Genomic DNA, 20075 nt, shown 5'->3' with positions numbered 1-20075 from the left:
GCTACCGGGGCCTGATCGCCTGCATCGGCGGCCGGTCCGCCAGTGACACCGGCGAGGTGTGCTGGGTGTAGCCCTCGCCGTCGGGCCCGTGGGCCACGAACTGGGTCAGGCCGACCCCGGAGTCGGGGATCCCGCAGCGCGACAGCAGGGTCGCGATGACCTGGCGGCTCATCGCGCCCAGCTCGGCCAGCGGCCGGTTGCGGTGCTCCCGCACGCCCAGGTTGACCTGGGCGATCGCGTCCAGCCCCAGCCGGTCGAAGGTGTCCACCAGCAGTCCGATCTCCACGCCGTAGCCCGGGGCGAACGGCACCGACGTCAGCAATTCGCGGGTGGCCGCGTATTCGCCACCCAGCGGCTGCAGCACTGCGCCCAGCTCGGGGCGCAGCGCCGCGAGCAACGGCCGGGCCACCAGCTCGGTGACCCGCCCGCCGCCGGTCGCGCCCGCGCTGCCGCCCACGTCGGCGACGTTGAGGGGCCGCCGGTAGAAGCTCTTGACCAGGTGAATCCCGCGGGAGGGTGGGCAGGTGAGCAGGGGGCCGACGAGCCACGGCACGAACATCGGGTGCGGGTTGATCAGGTCGGAGTCGACGAACACCACGATGTCGCCGCGGGTGGCCGCCAGCGACCGCCACAACGCCTCGCCCTTGCCGGGCCGTATCGGCACCTCGGGCAGCGCCTGCTCGCGGCTGACCACGCGGGCGCCGGCGGCGACCGCCCGGATCTCGGTGTCGTCGGTGGAGCCGGAGTCCAACACGATCAGCTCGTCGACCAGCCCATCAACCAGCGGTGAGATGCTGTCGATCACCGACTCGATGGTGTCTTCCTCGTCGAGGGCCGGCAGCACCACCGAGATGGTCCGCCCGGCCTTGGCCGCCTCCAGCTCGGCGACGGTCCAGCTCGGACGGTTCCAGCTGCGGTCGCCCAGCCAGGTGTCCCCCGGCCTCGCGGCGAGCATCCCGTCGCTGGCCAGATCGCCGGCGACCAGGTCCGACATCGTCATGCGAGCCCCCTCACCGTGCGGGTCGGCGGGCGCGTCCCCTGGATCGACGCCACCATTTCCAGCACCCGGCGGGTGGCGGCGACCTCGTGCACGCGAAACATCCGCGCACCGGCGGCCGCGGCCAGCGCGGTGGCCGCCAACGTTCCCTCGAGCCGCTCCGTCAATTCCACACCCAGAGTCTCCCCGACGAAGTCCTTGTTACTCAAAGCCATCAGCACCGGCCACCCGGTATCGACGAGATCGCCGACGTGCCGCAACAGCAGCAGCCCGTGGAAGGTGTTCTTGCCGAAGTCGTGGGTCGGGTCGATCAGTACTCGGTCGCGCGCCACCCCGCACGCGACCGCCCGCTCGGCGGCGGCGGTGACCTGGGCGATCACGTCGTCGACGACGCCGCGCGTGGCGGTTCCGTAGTTCACCCGGAACGGGCGCGTGCGCGGCTGCGCGTTGCCGGTGTGCGAACAGACCAGACCCGCCCCGAACTCCGCGGCCACCTCCGGTAGGGCGGGGTCGACGCCGGCCCAGGTGTCGTTGATCAGGTCCGCCCCGGCCGCGCAGGCCACCTTGGCGACCTCGGAGCGCCAGGTATCGGCGCTGATCACGTGGTCGGGATAGGCGTCGCGCAACCATTCGATGAACGGCACCAGCCGGGCGATCTCGGTGTCGGCGTCGACCTCTTGGCCCGGGCCGGCCTTGACGCCGCCCACGTCGATGACGTCGGCGCCGTCGGCCACGGCCCGGTGCACGGCCGCCCGGGCGGCCTCGTCGCTGAAGGTCGCGCCCCTGTCGTAGAACGAGTCCGGGGTGCGGTTGACGATCGCCATGATCAGCGCGCGATCGGCTGACACGGGACGGCCGCAGAACGACGATTGCACGCGTCTATGGTGCCTGGTCGCCGAACAGCGTGCAGTGCCAGGTCGCGAGCGTGACGGCACTGCGAAATCCGACTCGCCCTCTCGCAGTGTGGTTACGCTCGCGACCGGCCGATCGGCGCTGCCGGCCCTACGGGCGTTTACCCTCGGCCACCTCGTCGGGGTACTCGTCGTAGAACGGCACGTAGCCCTCGTCGCGTCCGGCCAGCACGTAGAGCGGGTCCTCGACGTCGGGGCCGTAGGCCTGCTCGCGCAACTCCACCTTGCGGCTCTTGAAGGTCGTGGTCTGCTCGATCGACTCCACCACCCGCACGAACAGCGGCAGCGCGTAGCCGGGCAGCTGCTCGTAGACGGCGCGGGCCAACGACTGCCCGTCGAACTCGGCGCCGTCGCGCAGCTTGACAGCGGCCATCCCGGCGCGACCGCCGGTGCGCGGCACCTCGACCCCGAAGACCGTGCAGTCCTCGACGGAGTCATCGGATGCCAGTGCGGCCTCGACCTGGGTGGTGGCCACGTTTTCGCCTTTCCAGCGGAACGTGTCGCCCAGCCGGTCGACGAACGCCGCGTGTCCCATGCCCTGCGGGCTCATCACGTCGCCGGTGTTGAACCAGCAGTCGCCCTCACGAAAAGCGTTGCGCACCAACTTTTTTTCGCTGGACTCCGGATCGGTGTAGCCGTCGAACGGCTGCAGCCGGTTGACCGGGCTGAGCAACAGGCCCGGCTCCCCGGCCGGCACCCGGCGCACGCGCCCGTCGTCGCCGCGCAGCGGGGCGCCGGTGTCGGGGTCGTACTCGACGTAGGCCAACGGCATCGGGAAGACACCGGTGGAGCGGGGCACGTTGAAGACGTTGATGAACGCGGCGTTGCCCTCGCTGGAGGCGTAGAACTCGCAGACGCGCGCGATCCCGAACCGTTTCGTGAACTCGTCCCAGATCTCCGGGCGCAGGCCGTTCCCGGCGATCACCCTCACCTTGTGCGCTCGGTCGGTCGGCTTGGCCGGTTGGTTGAGCAGGTAGCGGCACACCTCGCCGATGTAGATGAACGCCGTCGCATCGTTGGCGATGACCTCGTCCCAGAACTTCGACGCCGAGAACGACTTGCCGAGCGCCAGCGTCGCTCCCGACGTGATCACCGACGACAACGCGACCGTCAGCGCGTTGTTGTGGTACAGCGGCAGGCAGCAGTAGAGGGTGTCCGAGCTCTTGAGCCGCAACCCGATGCCGCCGAACGCCGCGAGCGCCTTCAGCCAGCGCAGGTGCGTCATGACGCTGGCCTTCGGGAAACCGGTTGTGCCCGAGGTGAAGATGTAGAACGCGGTGTCCCGGGCGTGCACGGCCGACGCCGACGCCGGGTTGGTGGCCGGGGCGCTCGCCGCGAACCGTTCGAGGTCTTCGACGGTCAGCGTCTGGGTGCCGCCCGAGCCCCCGCACTCCGCCACGGCGCTGACCAGATCGGTCTCGGCGATGAGCACCTTGGCCTCCAGCAGGCCGAGACTGTGCGCGAGGACCTCGCCGCGCTGGTGGTAGTTGAGCATGCCGGCGACCGCACCGCACTTGACCGCGGCCAGCATGGCCAGCACGGCGTTGGGCGAGTTGCGCAGCATGATGGCGACGACGTCGCCGTGGCCGACGCCGCGCGCGGCCAGCACCGCGGCGTACCGGTTGGCGGCCGCGTTGGCGTCGCGGTAGGTCAGTTGCTGGTCGCCGAAGCGCAAAAAGATCCGGTCGCCGTAGCGGGCGGCCCGCTCCTGGAACACCGTGCCGATCGATTTCTTGGACCCCGGCTGGGCCGCCAGCCCGGTCAGCACGCCGCGCGCGATCACCGGCAGGTCGGCCAGCACGGCCGGCACCCGAGATGCGATGTCGGTCAGTTTGACCGCCGTGCGCGCTCCCCCGTCACGATCGGACACGTGATCCCCTCGATTCGTTTGGTAAAAGTCAAGCTCGGCGGACAGCCTAGTAGGGGCTGGGACGGGCCGGCGGGCTCAGCCGGGCGCGCACGCGTCCAGCGCCGCGCCCACCTTGTCGACCAGCACCAATCGGTCCATCGCCACCTGGGAGACGTAACCGCTGTCGAGCAAGCCGCACAACCACGTCCACAGCCCCTCGTAGTGGCCGACGGGGTCCAGCAGCACGATGGGTTTGTCGTGGAGACCGAGGTAGGCCGTGGTCCAGGTGTCGAGCAACTCGTCGAGGGTGCCGATGCCGCCCGGCAGCGCGATGAACGCGTCGGCGCGGTCTTCCATGATCTGCTTGCGCTCGTGCAGGGTGTCGCTGACGATCAGCTCGTCGGCGTCCGCGTCGGCGATCTCGCGCCGCATCAAGACCTGGGGGATGACGCCGACGGTCCGGCCCCCGCGGGCCCGCGCCGCGCTCGCCACCGCGCCCATCGCCGAAACGCGGCCACCGCCCCACACCAGCGTCCAGCCGCGCTCCGCGATGGCCTCGCCGAGTTCCGCAGCGACACCGAGCAATTCGGGATGCTGCGGACCGGACGCGCAGTACACACACACCGCCCACTCGCGGGCTGAATCGCGTTCCCCGGGCATATCCGCCAAAGGTAGACCAATTGCGATCACCGCTCATATGTGGGGCTTTCGCCGTGCCGACGGGCCCGCGCGCCATAAAATCCGGCAGTGCCGATTCGATGGAACGTCCCCCAACATGCGACGGCCTCAGAGCGGCTGGATGCGGCGTTGGCCGCGGGGGGCCGGGGAGCGGCGGTGTTGGGGCCCGACGGCGTCGGCAAATCCACCTTGGCCCGCGTGGCCGCCGAGCACTTCGCCGGTCAACATCCCGACACGCTCGTCCGCTGGGTCACCGGCACCCCGACCGAACGCGCGGTGCCCTTCGGGGCCTTCAGCCACCTGGTGCAGATCGCCGACATCGGCAAGCCGGCCGCGCTGCTGCGGGCCGCGCGCGCCTCGCTGGGCGGCGACGACCTGCTGCTCGTCGTCGACGATGCCCAACACCTGGACGTGCTGTCGGCCACGCTGGTCTACCAGCTGGCGCGGGCCGGGACGGCGCGGCTGATCGTGACCGCCCGCGCCGACGCCTCCCCCGATGCGATCGCCGCGCTGTGGAGCGACGGCCTGCTCGACCGGATGGATATCGAGCCGCCCGGCGGGACGACGCCGCCCGCGGAGGTCGACGCCTTCCTCGCCGAGTTGCCCGCGCCGGCCCGGTCGGTGCTGGAGTATCTCGCCGTGTGCGAGCCGCTGTCGCTCGCCGACCTGACCGTCCTGGCCGGCGACGGCGCGGTGGCCGAGGCGGTCAGGTGGGGCGCCGCCGAGACCCGGGTGCGGGGCGGGGCCTCCGAGGACCCCGTCGTCTACACGGCCCACCCGCTGTTCGCCGAGCGGACGCTGGCCGCGCTGGACCCCGACGACGCGCGACAACGGCGCACCGAGCTGGTCACGTTGCTGTCGCAGCGTCCATCCGAGCATCTCAGCGACCGGCTGCGGCTGATGTCGTTGGCGCGAGACAGCGACGCGCGCCAACGGCCCGCCGACGTCGTCGCCGCCGCGCAGCAGGCGCTGAGGCTGGGTGACATGGCGCTGGGCGAGCGGCTGGCCCGCTCGGCGCTCGAGCGCTCCGGCGGGCTGGCCGCGCGGCTCGCGCTCGCGCACGCGCTGGGCTGGCAGGGCCGCGGCCGCGAGGCCGATGCGCTGTTGGCCGACGTCGACTCCGCCGGGTTGACCGAAGCCGCCCTGATGGAGTGGGCGTTGCTGCGGGCGGCGAACCAGTTCTGGATTCTGAGCGAGCCCGAGCGTGCGACGGCGTTCTTGCGGACCGTCCGCAATCGCGTCGCAGATGCCGGGCCGCGGACCACGCTGGACGCGCTTAGCGCGACCTTCGCGATGAACGCGGGCAACGTCGGGCACGCGGTCAAGGTCGCCGAGGAGGTGCTGGCCTCGGCGTCGGCCGACGACCAGGCGGTGGCCTGGGCCGGCAGCGCGGCCGCGTTGTGCGCGGCGCGGCAGGGCCGGTTCGGTGACGTCGAGCCGTTGGCGCAGCGCGCCCTGGGAGCCGAACATCCCGGGTTGCTGCGCTTCACCATCGGGCTGGGCCAGACGACCACGTTGTTGATGGCGGGCAGGCTCGAGGAGGCCCGCCAATTGGCCCGGCAGTTCACCGATTTCGCCGAACTGCAGCAGCCGGGCCGCGCGATCGGCGAGGTGCTGCTGGCGCATGTGCTGCTTGCCGGCGGCGAATTCGCCTCCGCAGCAGACATTTTGATCCCGGCGACCGCCACTCTGGAGCGCACCGGCTATTCGTGGGGGCCGCTGTCGCTGACGCTGCTGGCCACCGCGCTGTCCCAGCTCGGAGATACCGCTGCCGCGGCAAAAGCGTTGAGCAGGGCCGAATCCCGGCACGGAACCAAGTCGGCGTTGTTCGCCCCCGAGCTCGGGGTGGCGCGCGCGTGGCGGCTGGCGTTGCTGCGCGACTCGCACGGCGCGGTGGCCGCCGCGCGCGAGGCCGCCCGCGCGGCCGAGCGCGGCGGGCAGCGGGCCGTGGCGGTGCGCGTCTGGCACGAGGCCGTGCGGTTGGGCGACAGCCGTGCCGGCGATCCGTTGGCCCGGCTCTGCGACGAGATCGATTGTGTCGTTGGCAGAATCGCGTTGGCCCACGCCCGCGCGCTCACCGCGGGCGATGCCGAGGCGTTGCGGGCGGTGTCGGACGAGCTGACGTCGATCGGGATGCACGCGGCCGCCGCCGACGCCGCCGCGCAGGCTCGGCGCTGCGGCGGCTAGCCGCCCAGGTAGCGGCGCAGCATGTCCACCGCCGCGGTGATGTTGGCGACCGCCACGCGTTCGTCGCGCCGGTGCGCCAAATTCGGGTCGCCGGGGCCGAAGTTGACCGCCGGTATACCCAGCGCGGCGAACCGCGCGACGTCGGTCCAGCCGTACTTGGCCCGCACGTTACCGCCCGCCGCCTCAACCAACGCCTTGGCGGCGGGCTGGGACAGCCCGGGCATCGCCCCGGCCGCGGCGTCGGTCTGTTCGATGTGCACGTCCAGTCCGGCGAGCACGTCGTGCACGTGTTGCAGCGCGTCGGGCACCGACCTGTCCGGGGCAAAGCGGAAGTTGACCGTCACCGCGGCCGCATCGGGAATGACGTTGCCCGCCACCCCGCCGTCGATGCGCACGGCCGACAAGCCCTCGCGGTACGTGCAGCCGTCGATGTCCACGCTGCGTGCCTCGTACGCGGCCAGCCGTTCGAGCACGGCACCCAGTTTGTGAATAGCGTTGTCCCCCAACCAGGATCGCGCCGAGTGGGCGCGGGTCCCGGCGGCGCTGACGACCACGCGCAGGGTGCCCTGGCAACCGGCTTCGATGTAGCCGCCCGTCGGTTCGCCCAGGATGGCCACGTCGGCGGCCAGCCAGTCCGGCAGTTCCCGTTCGATGCGGCCCAAACCGTTTGCCGCCGCGTCGATTTCCTCGCAGTCGTACATCACCACCGTCAGATCGTGCACGGGTTCGGCGACGGTGGCGGCGAGATGGAGGAACACGGCGTCCCCGGATTTCATGTCGGCGGTGCCGCAGCCGTGCAGCTCGCCGCCCTCGTGACGGCTGGGCAGGTTTCCGGCCACCGGGACGGTGTCCAGGTGGCCGGCCAGCAGCACCCGCGACGGCCGCTGGTGTCGGGTTCGCGCCAACACGGCGTTGCCGTTGCGGACGACCTCGAAGCCGGAGGTCTGCGCGCGCAGCGCTGCCTCGACCTCGTCGGCCAGGCGCGCCTCGTTCCTCGATTCGCTGGGGATGTCGACCAGCGCCGCGGTCAGCGCGATCGGATCCCCGCGTAAGTCCAGCACGGTCTCAGGGTAGTGGCGATCGCAAGCGCGGCGGAGCCGGGCGCAGCGGGTCGCCACCATCTAACCCAGTGGCGATCGCAAGCGCGGCGGAGCCGGGCGCAGCGGGTCGCCACCATCAACACCCAGTGGCGATCGCAAGCGCGGCGGAGCCGGGCGCAGCGGGTCGCCACCATCAACACCCAGTGGCGATCGCAAGCGCGGCGGAGCCGGGCGCAGCGGGTCGCCACCATCAACACCCGTGGGTGACCGTGATGGCGAGCCGCCGGACGCAGCGGCTACACGAGCAACCGCGTGGGCATCACCGTCGGCTTGACCCCGTAACGCGGGCCCATGCCGTAGCCGCCGCGCCCGGCCGAGGCCACCGCCGGCATGCCCGTCGCCCACGTCGTGCGCGGCTCTTCAACCGGCGCGGTCCACCCCGAACTCACAGGCGTCGCGGCGGCAGGCGCGGGCGTGGCCGCGGACCACGCGGCGGGCGTCGACAAGCCGCCGACCGGTGATGCCGACGCCATGCTCGCCAGCACCGGCGCGGCGCCGACGCCCGCGGTGCTCGCCGGGGCCGCCGCGCTTACCAACATGCCGCCGCCGACCGCGCCCCCCACCTCGCCGGCCGTGCCGGTGGCCGCCGCCACGTCGAGGGTGTGGTTGTAGAGGATGTTGGACACCATGGTGTTGAACACGTTCCAGGAGACCACGTCGAAACCGGCGTTGCCGACGTTGTTCACCACCGGGTTGCCCAAGAAGCTGTCCAGCCCGCTCAGTGCCGACGGCGGGTCGGCCATCGGGGCCGCCAGTGCCCGAACCGCGTTGGGCGCGTTGGTGACGGTCTGCTGGAGGCCGCTCGTCTGCGCGCCCGTTGCCGCGGCCTGGGAGACGGCCGCGGCCTGCGCCCCCAGCCCGCCCGGGTTGTTCGTCGGCGCCGGCGAGGTCAGGGGGCTCAGCTTGGCCGCGGCCGCCGACGCCGCCGCGTAGCCATACATGGCGGCGGCATCCTGGGACCACATTTCGCCGTACTGCGCCTCGGTGGCCGCGATGGCCGCGGTGTTCTGACCCAAGACGTTCGTCGCGATCAGGGCCGCGAGTTGGGCCCTGTTCGCCGCGATCAGCGGGGGCGGGACCGTCATCGCAAATGCCGCCTCGTAGGCCGCCGCCGACGCCATGGCCTGGGAGGCCGCCTGCTGCAGCTGGGCCGCGGTGGTGTGCATCCACGTGATGTAGGGCTCGACCGCGGTGGCCATCGCGGATGAGGAGGGCCCGATCCACTCCTCGCCGGTCAGGTTAGAGATCGCCGACTGGCTGGCCGAGGCCGTCGTACTCAATTCGTCGGCGAGGCTGCTGAAGGCCGCCGCGGCGGCCATCATCGGCGCGGCCCCCGCCCCGGTGTACATGCGGAGGGAGTTGATCTCGGGGGGAAGTGCTCCAAAGTCGAAAGACATTGCGTCGCTCCTATTCTCGGTTGTGGTTCGTGGGGTGCTAGATGGCTGGCTTGGGCATGACGGTCGGCTTGACCCCGTAGCGCGGCGCGCCGAGGCCATAGCCGCCGCGTCCGCTCGTGGCCATCGACGGCAGGCCGCCCGGCACGGTCGTCACCGGCGCGGCGTGGGGCGCGGCGCTGGTAAAGCCCGCGCCGACCAACTGCGTCGGGGTGGCGTTCACCGACGGGACACCGCCGGCCGCCCAGCTGGGCGGCACCGACAACGCGCCGATCGCGGGCCCGCGGCCCATGCTCGCCAGCACCGGCGCGGCACCGACTGCGGCGGGGGCCGCGGGCGCGGGCGCTGACGCCGAGGTGAGCCCGGGAGTGAAGTTGGGAATCCCCGCGGCGCCGGTGACGGGGGCGAATTGCCCCTCCCCCAGGGTGATGAAGTCCGACGCGGCGGCACCGACGTTCTGGCCCCACCCGATCCCGGTCCCGAGCGTGGTGCTCCCCGCGGGCGGGGGGTCGGCCGCCGCAGTCGGTGAGGCGGCAAGCGGCGACAGCGACGAGGCGGCGGTCGTCACCCGATTCGCGGTTTCGGTCTCGCCATAGGAACCGGCGCTGGTGTCCAGGTTGTTGACCATCGTCTGGTGGATCGCCTTCGCCTGGGCGCTGACCTGCTGATACCAGGCGCCGTAGGCGGAAAACTGCGCGGCCTGCAGCGCGGACACTTCGTCGGCCGCCGCCGGGGCGATGCTCGTGGTGGGCGCCGCGGCGGCGGCGTTTTGGGCGTCCATCGAGGAGCCGAGCGCTTCGAGCATGCTCGCCGCGGCCATCAGCGCCTCGGGGCGTGTGGTGACAAAGGACATGGTGTTCTCCTTCTCTAAACGAGCCGGCCCCTTGCGGACCCGCGCCGGTGGCTCCCCACCAGGCTCAGGACGTGACCAGCCGATCCCCGGGACCGAGGTACCCCGAAACGGCCGAGTTCACGCGGTTGACCTGGTAAGACGGTGGGCCTCGACACCCGCAGCGCAGCGGCTGCGCAGCGAGGGCCTCCGAATCACGTTGCGCGGGCCAGCGTTTCACAGGCGGCGGCGCACTCCGTGTATTTCGCGGCGCCCCGGGTCCGCGTTGCCGTGCAGGGTGGACGGACCTACGCAACCACCCAGGAAGTAACCTGACCGCCGTGACTGGAGCTGCAGGTATCGGGCTGGCAACGCTGGCCGCCGACGGATCGATCCTCGACACATGGTTTCCCGCACCGGAACTGACCGAGTCGGGCGCGAGTGCCACGTCGCGACTCGCGCTGTCCGACGTTCCCCCCGAGCTGACCGCATTGATCGGCCGGGACGACGACCGCGGCACCGAGACCGTCGCCGTGCGCACGGTGATCGGCTCGCTCGACGAGGCGGCCGCCGACGCCTACGACGCCTACCTGCGGCTGCATCTGCTGTCGCACCGACTGGTGGCGCCGCACGGGCTGAACGCCGGCGGCTTCTTCGGGGTATTGACGAATGTGGTCTGGACTAATCGCGGGCCCTGCGCCGTCGAGGGGTTCGAGGCCGTGCGGGCCCGGCTGCGCCGCCACGGACCGGTCACGGTCTACGGCGTCGACAAGTTCCCGCGGATGGTCGACTACGTGTTGCCGACCGGGGTGCGCATCGCCGACGCCGACCGGGTGCGGCTCGGCGCCCACCTGGCCCCGGGGACGACGGTGATGCACGAAGGCTTCGTCAACTACAACGCCGGCACGCTGGGAGCGTCGATGGTGGAGGGCCGCATCTCGGCCGGCGTGGTGGTGGGCGACGGCTCCGATGTCGGCGGTGGGGCCTCGATCATGGGCACGCTGTCCGGCGGTGGCACCGAGGTCATTTCGATCGGCAAGCGGTGCCTGCTCGGCGCCAACGCCGGCCTGGGCATCTCACTGGGCGACGACTGCGTCGTGGAAGCCGGCCTCTATGTCACGGCGGGCACCAAGGTCATCACACCCGAGGGCAAACAGATGAAGGCGCGGGAGTTCTCCGGCGGCAATAACCTGTTGTTCCGGCGCAATTCGCTGAGCGGGGCCGTGGAGGTGGTGGCGCGCGGCGGCCAGGGCATCGCCCTCAACGAGGACCTGCACGCCAACTAACCGACGCCGAGCGCCGTGCCGTTGGTTTCGGGCAGCAGATAGGTGCACGCCAGGCTGACCGCCGTGAGGGCGGCCAGCATGAAGCCGATCGCCCAGCTGCCGTATGTCGCCTGCAGGGTCCCGGCGATCAGCGGCGGCGACGCGCTACCGACGATGCCGGCGAGGTTTTGCGCCAGCGCCGTTCCGCTGTAGCGGTAGCGGGTGGCGAACAGTTCGGGGATGAACGCCGCCGTCGGGCCGGAGCCGATCGCCGCGGCCGTGCACATGCCGACGATCGCCACCGCGTACCCCACGGGTTTGCCGGTGTTCAGCAGCGGCATCACCAGAAACGACCACAGCAGACAACAGCTCCACCCCACCAGCATGATGCGACGGCGCCCGAGCCGGTCGCACAGAGTGGCCGACACCGCCATGAACGCCATGCTCGCGACCCCGCACAGCGCGCCGACGAACCAGATGAAGTTGCGCGAATACCCCAGGTGGGAGTGCGCGTACATGGCCAGATAGGTGTGGGCCATGTAAATGAACCCCAACGCGCCGAGGATGCTGCCCGCGGCCAGCGCGATCTCACGGCGCTGCAGCCGCAGCAGCTCCGCGAGCGGGGTTTTGGGGATCAGCTGGCGCGCCTTCTCCTCCGCGAACACCGGGGTCTCCTCGATGTTCAGGCGCACATACAGCGCGAGCCCGACCAACACCGCGCTGAGCAAAAACGGCACCCGCCATCCCCACTGCAGGAACGCCGCACTGCCCTCGCCGATGGTGAGGTTGACCGCGAGAAAGGTCGCACTGCTCAGCACGGCCGCGATGCCGCCGCCCATCAAGGTGAACACGCCGTATCGGCCGCGCCGGTCGGCCGGGGCGTATTCGGCGCTCAGCAACGCCGACCCCGCCCATTCGCCGCCGACGGCGAACCCTTGCAGCAGCCGAAGCGCGACCAAGATCAGCGGCGCCGCGGCACCGATCACCCCGGAGCTGGGGACCAGGCCGACGCACACCGTTGACACGCCCATGATCAGCAGCGTGGCGACCAGGGTCTTCTTGCGCCCCAGCCGATCCCCGAAGTATCCGAACACGGCCGCGCCGAGGGGCCGGGACAGAAAAGCCGTCGCGAACGTCCCCATCGAGGCGATCGTGGCTCCGGAGGGGCTGAGGTGCGGGAAGAACACCATCGGGAACACCAGTGCCGCCGCGGTGCCATAGATCATGAAGTCGTAGAACTCGATCGCCGAGCCCACGAGGCAGGCGACGGCGATCCGCCGCATCGGCGTGGGCGCGGTTACGACGGTCGCGGCGGCGCCGGCGGGGGGTACGTTCCGTCCTTGCACCGTTACGACGGTACCTGCCGCCGCTCGGACCGCGGGCGTAACGGGACTGCGAAGAATCGAGCCGAAATTTTCGGTGGGGTTGCGCTCGCGCGCAAGGCGCTCAGCCGTCGGACAGCAGCTCCTTTTTGAGGACCTTACCCATGGCGTTGCGGGGCAGCGTGTCGACGACGCGCACCTCGCGTGGCCGCTTGTGCACCGAAAGTTGTTGCGCGACATAGTCGATCAGTTCGTCGCCGTTGGCGGATCCGACGATGTAGGCGACGATGCGCTGACCGAGGTCCGCGTCGGGCATCCCGACCACCGCGGCCTCCTGCACGCCCGGATGACCGAGCAGCACCGTCTCGATCTCGCCCGCACCGATGCGGTAGCCGCCGGACTTGATCAGGTCGACCGACTCGCGTCCCACGATGCGGTGCATCCCCCCGCCGTCGATGACGGCGACGTCACCGGTGCGGTACCAGCCGTCGGCGTCGAACGCCTCGGCGGTGGCGTCCGGCCGGTTCAGGTAGCCGTCGAACATCATCGGACCGCGAACGTGGAGCTTTCCCACGGTTTCGCCGTCGTGCGGCACCGCGCCGCCGTCGTCGTCGAGCACCCGGGTCTGCACCCCGGCCAGCGGCAGGCCGACCCACCCCGGTCGCCGCTCGCCGTCGGCCCGCGTCGAAATGGTGATCAGCGATTCCGAGGCGCCGTAGCGTTCGACGGGCTGGTGCCCGGTGAGGGCGGCCAACCGGTCGAACACCGGAACCGGCAGCGGTGCGCTTCCGGAGACCAGCAGCCGCGCCGGGCCCAGCGCCCGGGCGGCCGCCTCGTCGGCGCCGACCCGCGACCACACGGTGGGCACGCCGAAAAACAGCGTGCCGCCGAAGTCGGTGCGGGCCTGGGCGTAGCCCTCCGGCGTCGGCTTCCCGGTGTGGATGAAGCGGTTCCCGACCCGCAACGAGCCGAGCAGGCCCAGCACCAGGCCGTGCACGTGAAAGAGCGGCAAGCCGTGCACCAGGAGGTCGTCGGCCGTCCATTGCCAGGCTTGCGCCAGCGCGTCGAGGTCGGCGGCGATCGCGCGCCGGCTCAGCACCACCCCTTTGGGCAACCCGGTGGTGCCCGAGGTGTAGATGATCATCGCGGTGGCGTCCGGCGAGGGTTCGGGATAGCGGTGCCAGGAGCGGGCGTGCAGCCGCACCGGGATGTGCGGCAGCCCCTCGGGCGCCGAGTCTTTTGGGGGCGCTGCCCCAAGCCAGGCCTGGGCTCCCGAGTCCGTGAGCATGTGGCGGCGTTCGGCGGCGCCGACGTCGGCGGGCACCGGGACGAAGGGCACACCCGCGATCAGGCAGCCGGTGACGGCCAGCACCGTCGCGGCGGTCGGCGCGGCCAGGATGGCGACGCGGCCCGCGCCGCCCACCCGTTCGGCCACCGACGTCGCGGCTCCGGCGAGGTCGCTGCGGCTGAGCACGGTGCCGTCGATGCGCACCGCGTCGGCGACATCGGTGGCGGTCAGGACCGAGGGATCAAGGGACGCCAGCAGCACGTCAGCAGGCTACCCGGCGCCGGACGAGGTCAGCCCCGCTCGTCCCAGATCTTCATCAGGGTGGACAGGATCTCCTCACCGCGCCCCAGCCCGCCGAGGTGGCTTTCGCCCGGGAGCACGATCAGCTCGCAGTCGGGCAGCCTGGCCACGACGTGCTCGCCGTGGGCGAACGGCACGATGTGGTCGCTGTCGCCGTGCCACCAGCGCACCGGGACCTTGACCTCGTCGAGCCGGAATCCCCAGTCCCGGGTGAACAGGATGATGTCGTTGAACGGGGCCGCCAGCTGCTTGCGGCTGCCGTTGAGCAGGTCGTCGAGGAACATGGCCCCGAACTCGGGCCGGGTCAGCAGGCGCCGGTCGCCCTCGGGCGATATCGCGGCATACAAAAACAGCGCGGGGTTCGCGACCGGGCGGATCGCCCGGACCACCAGGCTCGCACCGATCCGCAGCGGGTCACCGCCCAGCCGCAGCAGCGGCGCCACCCGCTTGCCCAGATTCATCAGGCCGCTGGTGATCCCCTCGTCGCCGAGGAAGGGCGCGACGCCGCCGAGGATGCCGGCGGCGACGACGCGATCGGACAACACCGCGCCCGAGGCGAGCGCGTACGGACCGCCGCCGGACAGGCCGATGACGGCCATCTTGTCGATGCCGAGCGTGTCCGCGATGGTCCGCAGGTCCTCGGCGAACGCGCGAATGTTCTCGTACCGATGTGGTGTCGACGAGCCGATCCCGGGGCGGTCCAGGCCGATCAGCCGGATCTTGTGGTTCTCGGCGTACAGGCGGGCCTCGGTGGGGATCTGGCGGCGCGCGCCGGGGGTGCCGTGCAGCCAGAAGACCGCGCGGCCCTGCGGGTCACCGAATTCGGCGAAGCCGATCTGGCGGTCTTCGCCGACGGCGACGTTTCCTTCGAGTTTGGGGCGGGCGATCTCGATGGCCATGTCAGCAGCTTGGCATGGGACGCACGGTTTACCAAAGGTGGACCGGGCCGGCGCCCGGCGGGCCCGACGTTAAGGCATCATGTCGGCGTCGGATGTGCCTCTGGCGCAGGGCATTTCGTGGAGCGGAGCCCGTCACGCGGGGACGCCGACGGCCATCGGCTCCATGTACTGGTGTAGCCCGCCGATGCCGCCGCCCTCGCGGCCCAGCCCGCTGAGTTTGAAGCCGCCGAACGGCGCGCCGCCCGGGCCGCAGCCGTTGACCGCGATCTGTCCGGTGCGGATGCGGCGTGCGACGCCGACGGCGCGGTCGACGTCGCCGCCCCACACCGCCCCGGAGAGGCCGTATTGCGAATTGTTCGCGATGGCGACGGCGTCGTCGTCGTCGCGGTAGCGCAGCACCGTCAACACCGGACCGAACACTTCCTCTTGCGCGATGGTCGAATTCGGCTCGACATCGGACAGAATCGTCGGTTCGAAGTAGAACCCGATGTCCAAGCCGGCCGGACGGCCGCCGCCGGTCACCAGCTTCGCCCCGTCGTCGAGCGCACCGGCGACGTGGGCCTCGACCCGGTCGCGCTGCGCCGCGCTGATCAGCGGGCCCATCTGAACGTCGGGATCGGTGGGATCGCCCACCTTGACTTCGCGCGCCAGCGCGGCGAGCCGGTCGACGACGTCGTCGTGTAGCGAGTCCGGCAGCAGCAGCCGGCTGTGCAGGATGCAGGCCTGTCCGGCGTGCAGCGAGCAGCAGTCGAACAGCATCTGCTGCAGCATCTCGTCGGTGACCTGCGCGTCGTCCAGGACGATGCTGGCGGACTTGCCGCCGAGCTCGAGCAGGATCCGCTTCATCGTGTCGCCGGCGGCGGACATGACCTGGCGGCCGACCACCGAGCTGCCGGTGAAGCTCACCATGTCGATCCGCGGATCGGTGGTCAGCAACTTGGCCGCCTCGACCCCGGAGGGGGTGACGACATTGACCACGCCCGGCGGGATATCGGTGTGTTCGTCGATGATCCGCGCGAGCGCCAGCCCGGCCAGCGGGGTCAGCGGCGAGGGCTTGAGCACGACGGTATTGCCTGCGGCCAGAGCATGATTCAGCTTCATCACGTTGAGGCAGTGCGGGAAGTTCCACGGGGTCAACACCGACACGACACCCAGGGGTTCATGGCGCAGCAACGTGGTGCCGGCGCCCATCCCGGTGACCGCTTCGTCCTTCAACTGGGTGGCCAGCTGGGCGGCGTGCATCGACATGAAGCCGGCGCCGTCGATCTGCATGAGGCGTTCGTTCGCAACGCAGCCCCACTCCACCTGGGACAGCGCGAAGAAGTCATCGGCGTGTTTGCTCAGCGCCTCACCCAACTGGTTGAGGCACCCGGCGCGCTCCTCGGCGCTCATGGTGCGCCAGGGTCCGCTGTCGAACGCGCGGCGCGCGGCGGCGATCGCCTCACCGACCTGGGCGATGCTGGCGTCGGGCGCGGTGGCGATCACGTCCTCGGTGGACGGAGAGATGTCGTCATAGCGGCCGTCCTGCGGCTCGACCCAGTCGCCGTCGATGTAGAGCGGATAGGACTGAACAAGGGCGGGCGAATCGGCCATGTGCTTCCTCCGGTCATCTGATCACTTGGTGTACCCGTCCCAGCGGCCGCCGTCAATCGTCATTTGCATGAATTCCGGAGCTCCTCGCGCACTTTGCTGTTGTATTGACACCATGCGACGGCGCAGAGTACACACAACTCGCGAGACAGATCGCATCAATCTGTCGGATCAAGGTGTTCTGCGAGAGGGGCTTGCTACGTGACCGACCCAGAATCCGTCAGCGCCAAGGTGCGGGCCCTCGTCGGGCAGCCGACCGGCGGCACCGGGAAGCCCTCGGTGGCGCCGGACCCGGTGAACCAGCCGATGATCCGGCACTGGGCGTACGCGATGGCCGACATGAACCCGGTGTACCTCGACCCGGAGTTCGCGGCCTCGTCCCGGTTCGGCGGCATCGTGTCGCCACCGGTGATGCTGCAGACGTGGACGATGCCATCGCCGATACTGGAGGGAATCGGCGAACGGGGCGGGGCGCCGATCGAGATCAAAAGCAACCCAACGGAATTCCTCGACGAGGCCGGCTACACCAGCACGGTGGCGACCAATTCGGAGTTCGAGATCGAACGTTACCCTCGGCTGGGCGATGTGATCAGCGCGACGACGGTCTACGAATCGGTCTCCGACGAGAAGAAGACGGCGCTGGGCACCGGTTTCTTCCTGACGTGGCTGACCACCTACACCGACCAGAACGGCGAAGTGTTGGGGCGGCAGCGATTCCGGGTGCTGCGATTCAGGCCGGCGAACTGATGGCGGCCCGTCTGGCGCCGGCGATCACCCCGGACACCGAATTCTTCTGGAATGGATTGCGGGAGAACAAACTCCTGATTCAGCGATGCGGTGGCTGCGGGCAGCTCCGGCACCCGCCCCGGCCAATGTGCCCGCATTGCCGTTCTCTCGAGTGGGACACGATCGAGGCTTCCGGCCTCGGCACGGTGTACAGCTACGTGATGCCACACGAACCCAAGTTTCCGTTCTTCGACTATCCCTACGTCGTCGCGCTGGTGGAACTCGAGGAGGGGGTGCGGCTGGTGTCCAACCTGACCGGCATCGATCCCCCCGACGTGACAACCGGATTGGCGGTACAGGTCTACTACCAGACGTTCGACGACGGCCTCGTGTTGCATCAATTCCGGCCCCGCGAAGGACACGCATGACGACCACCGCAGCCCGCACCACAACCCTGCGATGGCGGGACATTGCGGTGGGTGACGAGGTCACCCCTCTTGAAATCCCCATCACCACCACGATGATCGTTGCCGGCGCGATCGCCACCCGTGACTTCATGCCGGTGCATCACGACCGTGACTACGCCAAGCAGCAGGGTTCGCCGAACTTGTTCATGAACATCCTGACCACCAACGGTTACTGCGTGCGGTTCCTCACCGACTGGGCCGGGCCCGAGGCGATGGTCAAGAACCTGTCGATTCGCCTGGGCGTGCCGTGCTTTCCGGACGACCCGCTGCGGTTCACCGGCAGCGTCACCGGCAAGAGTGAGGGCTCGGGGGGCGAGAACTTCGTCGAGGTGTCCTTCGCGGGCGCCAACAGTCTGGGCGATCACGTCTCCGGCACCGCGGTGCTCAGCCTGCTCGACGGGCCGGGCGCATGAGCCGGTTGCCGGGCGCGGCGGCCATCGTCGGGATCGGTCAGACGGAGTTCTCCAAGGAATCCGGGCGCAGCGAACTCCAATTGGCGTGCGAGGCGGTCAGCGCCGCACTGGACGACGCCGGCCTCACCCCCGGCGACGTCGACGGCATGGTCACGTTCACCATGGATTCCAGCGACGAGATCGACATCGCCCGCAACGTGGGCATCGGCGATCTGAGCTTCTTCTCCCGCGTGCACCACGGCGGGGGCGCCGCCGCCGGCACGGTGGTGCACGCGGCGATGGCGGTCGCCACGGGCGTCGCCGATGTGGTGGTGTGCTGGCGCGCCTTCAACGAACGCTCCGGGTTCCGGTTCGGCGGCAGCGGGCGCAGCATGGCCGAAACCCCGTTGTTCATGGCGCATTACGCGCCGTTCGGGCTGCTCACTCCCGCGGCCTGGGTCGCGATGCACGCCCAGCGGTACATGTCGACGTACGGTGTCACCAACGAGGACTTCGGCCGGATCGCGGTGGTCGACCGCAAGCATGCGGCGGCCAACCCCGACGCCTGGTTCTACCAGCGTCCGATCACGTTGGAAGATCACCAGAATTCGCGCTGGATCGTCGAACCGGTGCTGCGGTTGCTGGATTGTTGCCAGGAGAGCGACGGCGGTGTCGCGCTCGTCATCACCGGCGCCGAACGCGCCCGCGACCTGCGGCAGCCCCCGGCCGTCATCACCGCGGCCGCGCAGGGCGCGGCCTACAACGGCGAGATGATGACGAGCTACTACCGCGACGACATCACCGGTCTGCCGGAGATGGGGGTGGTGGCCCGCCGGCTGTGGCGCGATTCGGGCCTCAAGCCGCAGGACATCCAAACCGCCTTCATCTACGACCATTTCACGCCCTTCGTGTTCACCCAACTCGAGGAGCTGGGCTTCTGCGGGCGCGGCGAGGCGAAGGACTTCGCGACCGTCGAGCGGCTGTCGTTGGGCGGCGATCTTCCGATCAACACCAACGGCGGCCTGTTGGGCGAGGCGTACATCCACGGGATGAACGGCATCACCGAGGGGGTCCGCCAGGTCCGCGGCACGTCGCACAACCAGGTCGACAACGTCGAGCACGTTCTGGTCACCTCCGGAACCGGCGTGCCCACCAGTGGGCTGATCCTCGCACCGGCGGGTTGAGGGTCCCGTGACGACTCAACCGGCCCAGGCCGCCGATACCCGCGAGCTCATCGTCGAGTCGGCGTTCACGTGTTTCGGCAGGCAGGGATTGGACAAGGCGACGATCGTCGACATCGCCAAGCAAGCGAGGGTGTCCCGCAGCACGATCTATGAATACTTTTCCGATAAGGCCGCGATTGTCGAGGCGTGCGCCGAGCACGCGTCGCAGCAGTTCTACCGCGAGATGACCAAGGCGATGAGCCGCGGCAGCACGCTGGAGGACAAGCTCAGTCGCGCAGCGGTATTCGTCACCCAGGCGCGGCGGACCATTGCCTCCGAGAAGTATTTTGACGAGGATGCGATCAGTCTGTTGTTGACCAAGGACGCCCGCGTGCTACTGCGCGAATGCGTCGAGTTCTTCGCCCCGTACCTGTCGGCTGCCAGGCTCACGGGTGAGGTGCGCAAGGATCTCGACGTCGAGGCGGCCGGCGAGTGGTTCGCACGGATCCTGTTCTCGCTCTTCAGCACTCCGTCGTCGACCCTGGACATGGACGATCCCGACGTGGCGGCGGCGTTCGTGCGCGCCCACGTGGTGCGCGGCTTCGCCAGCGACCGACCGCGGCCCCGCCGCGCTCAGTGAAGCGGCTTTGCGTGTCAATCGTCGGCTTTGCGTGTGAATCCTGGGTTGGGATCATCGGCGTGTCGCCGCCGTAGGCTC

Annotated in this window: 18 protein-coding genes; 7 read left to right on the top strand and 11 right to left on the bottom strand. The window is 70.2% G+C overall.

From position 1 onward, the window contains the following. Window position 1 precedes the first annotated feature (1 nt). The 4 genes from P6281_RS06190 to P6281_RS06175 all read right to left on the bottom strand — a co-directional run bounded on the left by P6281_RS06190 (window position 2) and on the right by P6281_RS06175 (window position 4417). The gene (locus P6281_RS06190) at window positions 2-1000 is read right to left on the bottom strand and encodes a glucosyl-3-phosphoglycerate synthase (protein ID WP_014379457.1); all 999 of its coding nucleotides are present in this window, start codon (window positions 998-1000) and stop codon (window positions 2-4) included. Continuing rightward, a complete protein-coding gene (gene folP, locus P6281_RS06185; protein ID WP_036397383.1) occupies window positions 997-1872 on the bottom strand; it encodes a dihydropteroate synthase in 876 nt (291 codons plus the stop codon). Before folP ends, P6281_RS06190 begins: the two co-directional genes overlap by 4 nt. Window positions 1873-1999: 127 nt before the next feature. After that, window positions 2000-3778, bottom strand: coding sequence for a long-chain-acyl-CoA synthetase FadD6 (gene fadD6 / locus P6281_RS06180; RefSeq protein ID WP_009956208.1), 1779 nt, complete (start codon window positions 3776-3778; stop codon window positions 2000-2002). 75 nt (window positions 3779-3853) lie between these two features. Beyond that, the gene (locus tag P6281_RS06175; RefSeq protein ID WP_020188822.1) at window positions 3854-4417 is read right to left on the bottom strand and encodes a TIGR00730 family Rossman fold protein; all 564 of its coding nucleotides are present in this window, start codon (window positions 4415-4417) and stop codon (window positions 3854-3856) included. 87 nt (window positions 4418-4504) lie between these two features. On the opposite strand from P6281_RS06175, the gene P6281_RS06170 reads away from it, so the two are divergent. Continuing rightward, window positions 4505-6622: an ATPase AAA gene (locus P6281_RS06170; protein ID WP_041784835.1), complete on the top strand. Its 2118-nt coding sequence runs from the start codon at window positions 4505-4507 to the stop codon at window positions 6620-6622. On the opposite strand, the gene dapE is transcribed toward P6281_RS06170, so the two are convergent. From dapE to P6281_RS06155, 3 genes are all read right to left on the bottom strand, one after another. Further along, window positions 6619-7683 (bottom strand): succinyl-diaminopimelate desuccinylase, encoded by a 1065-nt coding sequence (gene dapE, locus P6281_RS06165; protein WP_009956183.1) that lies wholly within the window; start codon window positions 7681-7683, stop codon window positions 6619-6621. The genes P6281_RS06170 and dapE overlap by 4 nt on opposite strands. Window positions 7684-7958: 275 nt before the next feature. Next, complete coding sequence (locus P6281_RS06160) at window positions 7959-9119, bottom strand: PPE family protein (protein WP_020415601.1); 1161 nt, start codon at window positions 9117-9119, stop codon at window positions 7959-7961. Between the two features lie 37 nt (window positions 9120-9156). Beyond that, window positions 9157-9969, bottom strand: a complete 813-nt coding sequence (locus P6281_RS06155; protein ID WP_014379453.1) for a PPE family protein, SVP subgroup — start codon at window positions 9967-9969, stop codon at window positions 9157-9159. Window positions 9970-10277: 308 nt separating this feature from the next. On the opposite strand from P6281_RS06155, the gene dapD reads away from it, so the two are divergent. Further along, window positions 10278-11231 carry a 2,3,4,5-tetrahydropyridine-2,6-dicarboxylate N-succinyltransferase gene (gene dapD / locus P6281_RS06150; protein ID WP_029385460.1) on the top strand — a complete coding sequence of 318 codons (954 nt, stop codon included), beginning with the start codon at window positions 10278-10280 and terminating at the stop codon, window positions 11229-11231. Here dapD and P6281_RS06145 read toward each other — a convergent pair. The 4 genes from P6281_RS06145 to P6281_RS06130 form a co-directional block, all read right to left on the bottom strand. Then, entirely contained in the window at window positions 11228-12493 is a 1266-nt protein-coding gene (locus tag P6281_RS06145) for an MFS transporter (protein WP_009957210.1), read from the bottom strand. The genes dapD and P6281_RS06145 overlap by 4 nt on opposite strands. A 163-nt stretch (window positions 12494-12656) precedes the next feature. Next, a complete protein-coding gene (locus P6281_RS06140; protein ID WP_014384057.1) occupies window positions 12657-14081 on the bottom strand; it encodes an acyl-CoA synthetase in 1425 nt (474 codons plus the stop codon). Between the two features lie 29 nt (window positions 14082-14110). Beyond that, window positions 14111-15019, bottom strand: coding sequence for an alpha/beta fold hydrolase (locus P6281_RS06135; RefSeq protein WP_014379451.1), 909 nt, complete (start codon window positions 15017-15019; stop codon window positions 14111-14113). A gap of 132 nt (window positions 15020-15151) precedes the next feature. Further along, window positions 15152-16612 (bottom strand): aldehyde dehydrogenase family protein, encoded by a 1461-nt coding sequence (locus tag P6281_RS06130; RefSeq protein ID WP_009957214.1) that lies wholly within the window; start codon window positions 16610-16612, stop codon window positions 15152-15154. Between the two features lie 198 nt (window positions 16613-16810). Here P6281_RS06130 and P6281_RS06125 point away from each other — a divergent pair, with 198 nt between their 5' ends. From P6281_RS06125 to P6281_RS06105, 5 genes are read left to right on the top strand one after another with little or no spacing between them, the layout of a single operon-like run. Beyond that, window positions 16811-17356 (top strand): FAS1-like dehydratase domain-containing protein, encoded by a 546-nt coding sequence (locus P6281_RS06125; protein WP_009957215.1) that lies wholly within the window; start codon window positions 16811-16813, stop codon window positions 17354-17356. Further along, on the top strand, window positions 17356-17763 hold the full coding sequence (locus P6281_RS06120) for a Zn-ribbon domain-containing OB-fold protein (RefSeq protein WP_009957216.1): 408 nt from the start codon (window positions 17356-17358) through the stop codon (window positions 17761-17763). The genes P6281_RS06125 and P6281_RS06120 overlap by 1 nt, the downstream gene beginning before the upstream one ends. After that, complete coding sequence (locus P6281_RS06115) at window positions 17760-18215, top strand: MaoC family dehydratase (RefSeq protein ID WP_009957218.1); 456 nt, start codon at window positions 17760-17762, stop codon at window positions 18213-18215. Before P6281_RS06120 ends, P6281_RS06115 begins: the two co-directional genes overlap by 4 nt. Further along, window positions 18212-19378: a lipid-transfer protein gene (locus P6281_RS06110; RefSeq protein ID WP_324738657.1), complete on the top strand. Its 1167-nt coding sequence runs from the start codon at window positions 18212-18214 to the stop codon at window positions 19376-19378. The genes P6281_RS06115 and P6281_RS06110 overlap by 4 nt, the downstream gene beginning before the upstream one ends. 7 nt (window positions 19379-19385) lie before the next feature. Beyond that, a complete protein-coding gene (locus tag P6281_RS06105; RefSeq protein ID WP_036458350.1) occupies window positions 19386-19997 on the top strand; it encodes a TetR/AcrR family transcriptional regulator in 612 nt (203 codons plus the stop codon). The last annotated feature ends 78 nt before the right edge of the window (window positions 19998-20075 follow it).

It is taken from the genome of Mycobacterium sp. 5-140-3-2, from assembly GCF_035666375.1.
Taxonomy (GTDB): domain Bacteria; phylum Actinomycetota; class Actinomycetes; order Mycobacteriales; family Mycobacteriaceae; genus Mycobacterium; species Mycobacterium intracellulare.
This window is presented reverse-complemented; position numbering and strand designations above follow the sequence as displayed.

Coding starts and splice junctions, on each gene's coding strand:
- P6281_RS06155 (WP_014379453.1), bottom strand. CDS start 9,969: ATGTCCTTTGTCACCACACGCCCCGAGGCGCTGATGGCCGCGGCGAGC.
- P6281_RS06160 (WP_020415601.1), bottom strand. CDS start 9,119: ATGTCTTTCGACTTTGGAGCACTTCCCCCCGAGATCAACTCCCTCCGC.
- P6281_RS06190 (WP_014379457.1), bottom strand. CDS start 1,000: ATGACGATGTCGGACCTGGTCGCCGGCGATCTGGCCAGCGACGGGATG.
- P6281_RS06120 (WP_009957216.1), top strand. CDS start 17,356: ATGGCGGCCCGTCTGGCGCCGGCGATCACCCCGGACACCGAATTCTTC.
- P6281_RS06145 (WP_009957210.1), bottom strand. CDS start 12,493: ATGCGGCGGATCGCCGTCGCCTGCCTCGTGGGCTCGGCGATCGAGTTC.
- P6281_RS06110 (WP_324738657.1), top strand. CDS start 18,212: ATGAGCCGGTTGCCGGGCGCGGCGGCCATCGTCGGGATCGGTCAGACG.
- P6281_RS06115 (WP_009957218.1), top strand. CDS start 17,760: ATGACGACCACCGCAGCCCGCACCACAACCCTGCGATGGCGGGACATT.
- P6281_RS06135 (WP_014379451.1), bottom strand. CDS start 15,019: ATGGCCATCGAGATCGCCCGCCCCAAACTCGAAGGAAACGTCGCCGTC.
- P6281_RS06130 (WP_009957214.1), bottom strand. CDS start 16,612: ATGGCCGATTCGCCCGCCCTTGTTCAGTCCTATCCGCTCTACATCGAC.
- P6281_RS06175 (WP_020188822.1), bottom strand. CDS start 4,417: ATGCCCGGGGAACGCGATTCAGCCCGCGAGTGGGCGGTGTGTGTGTAC.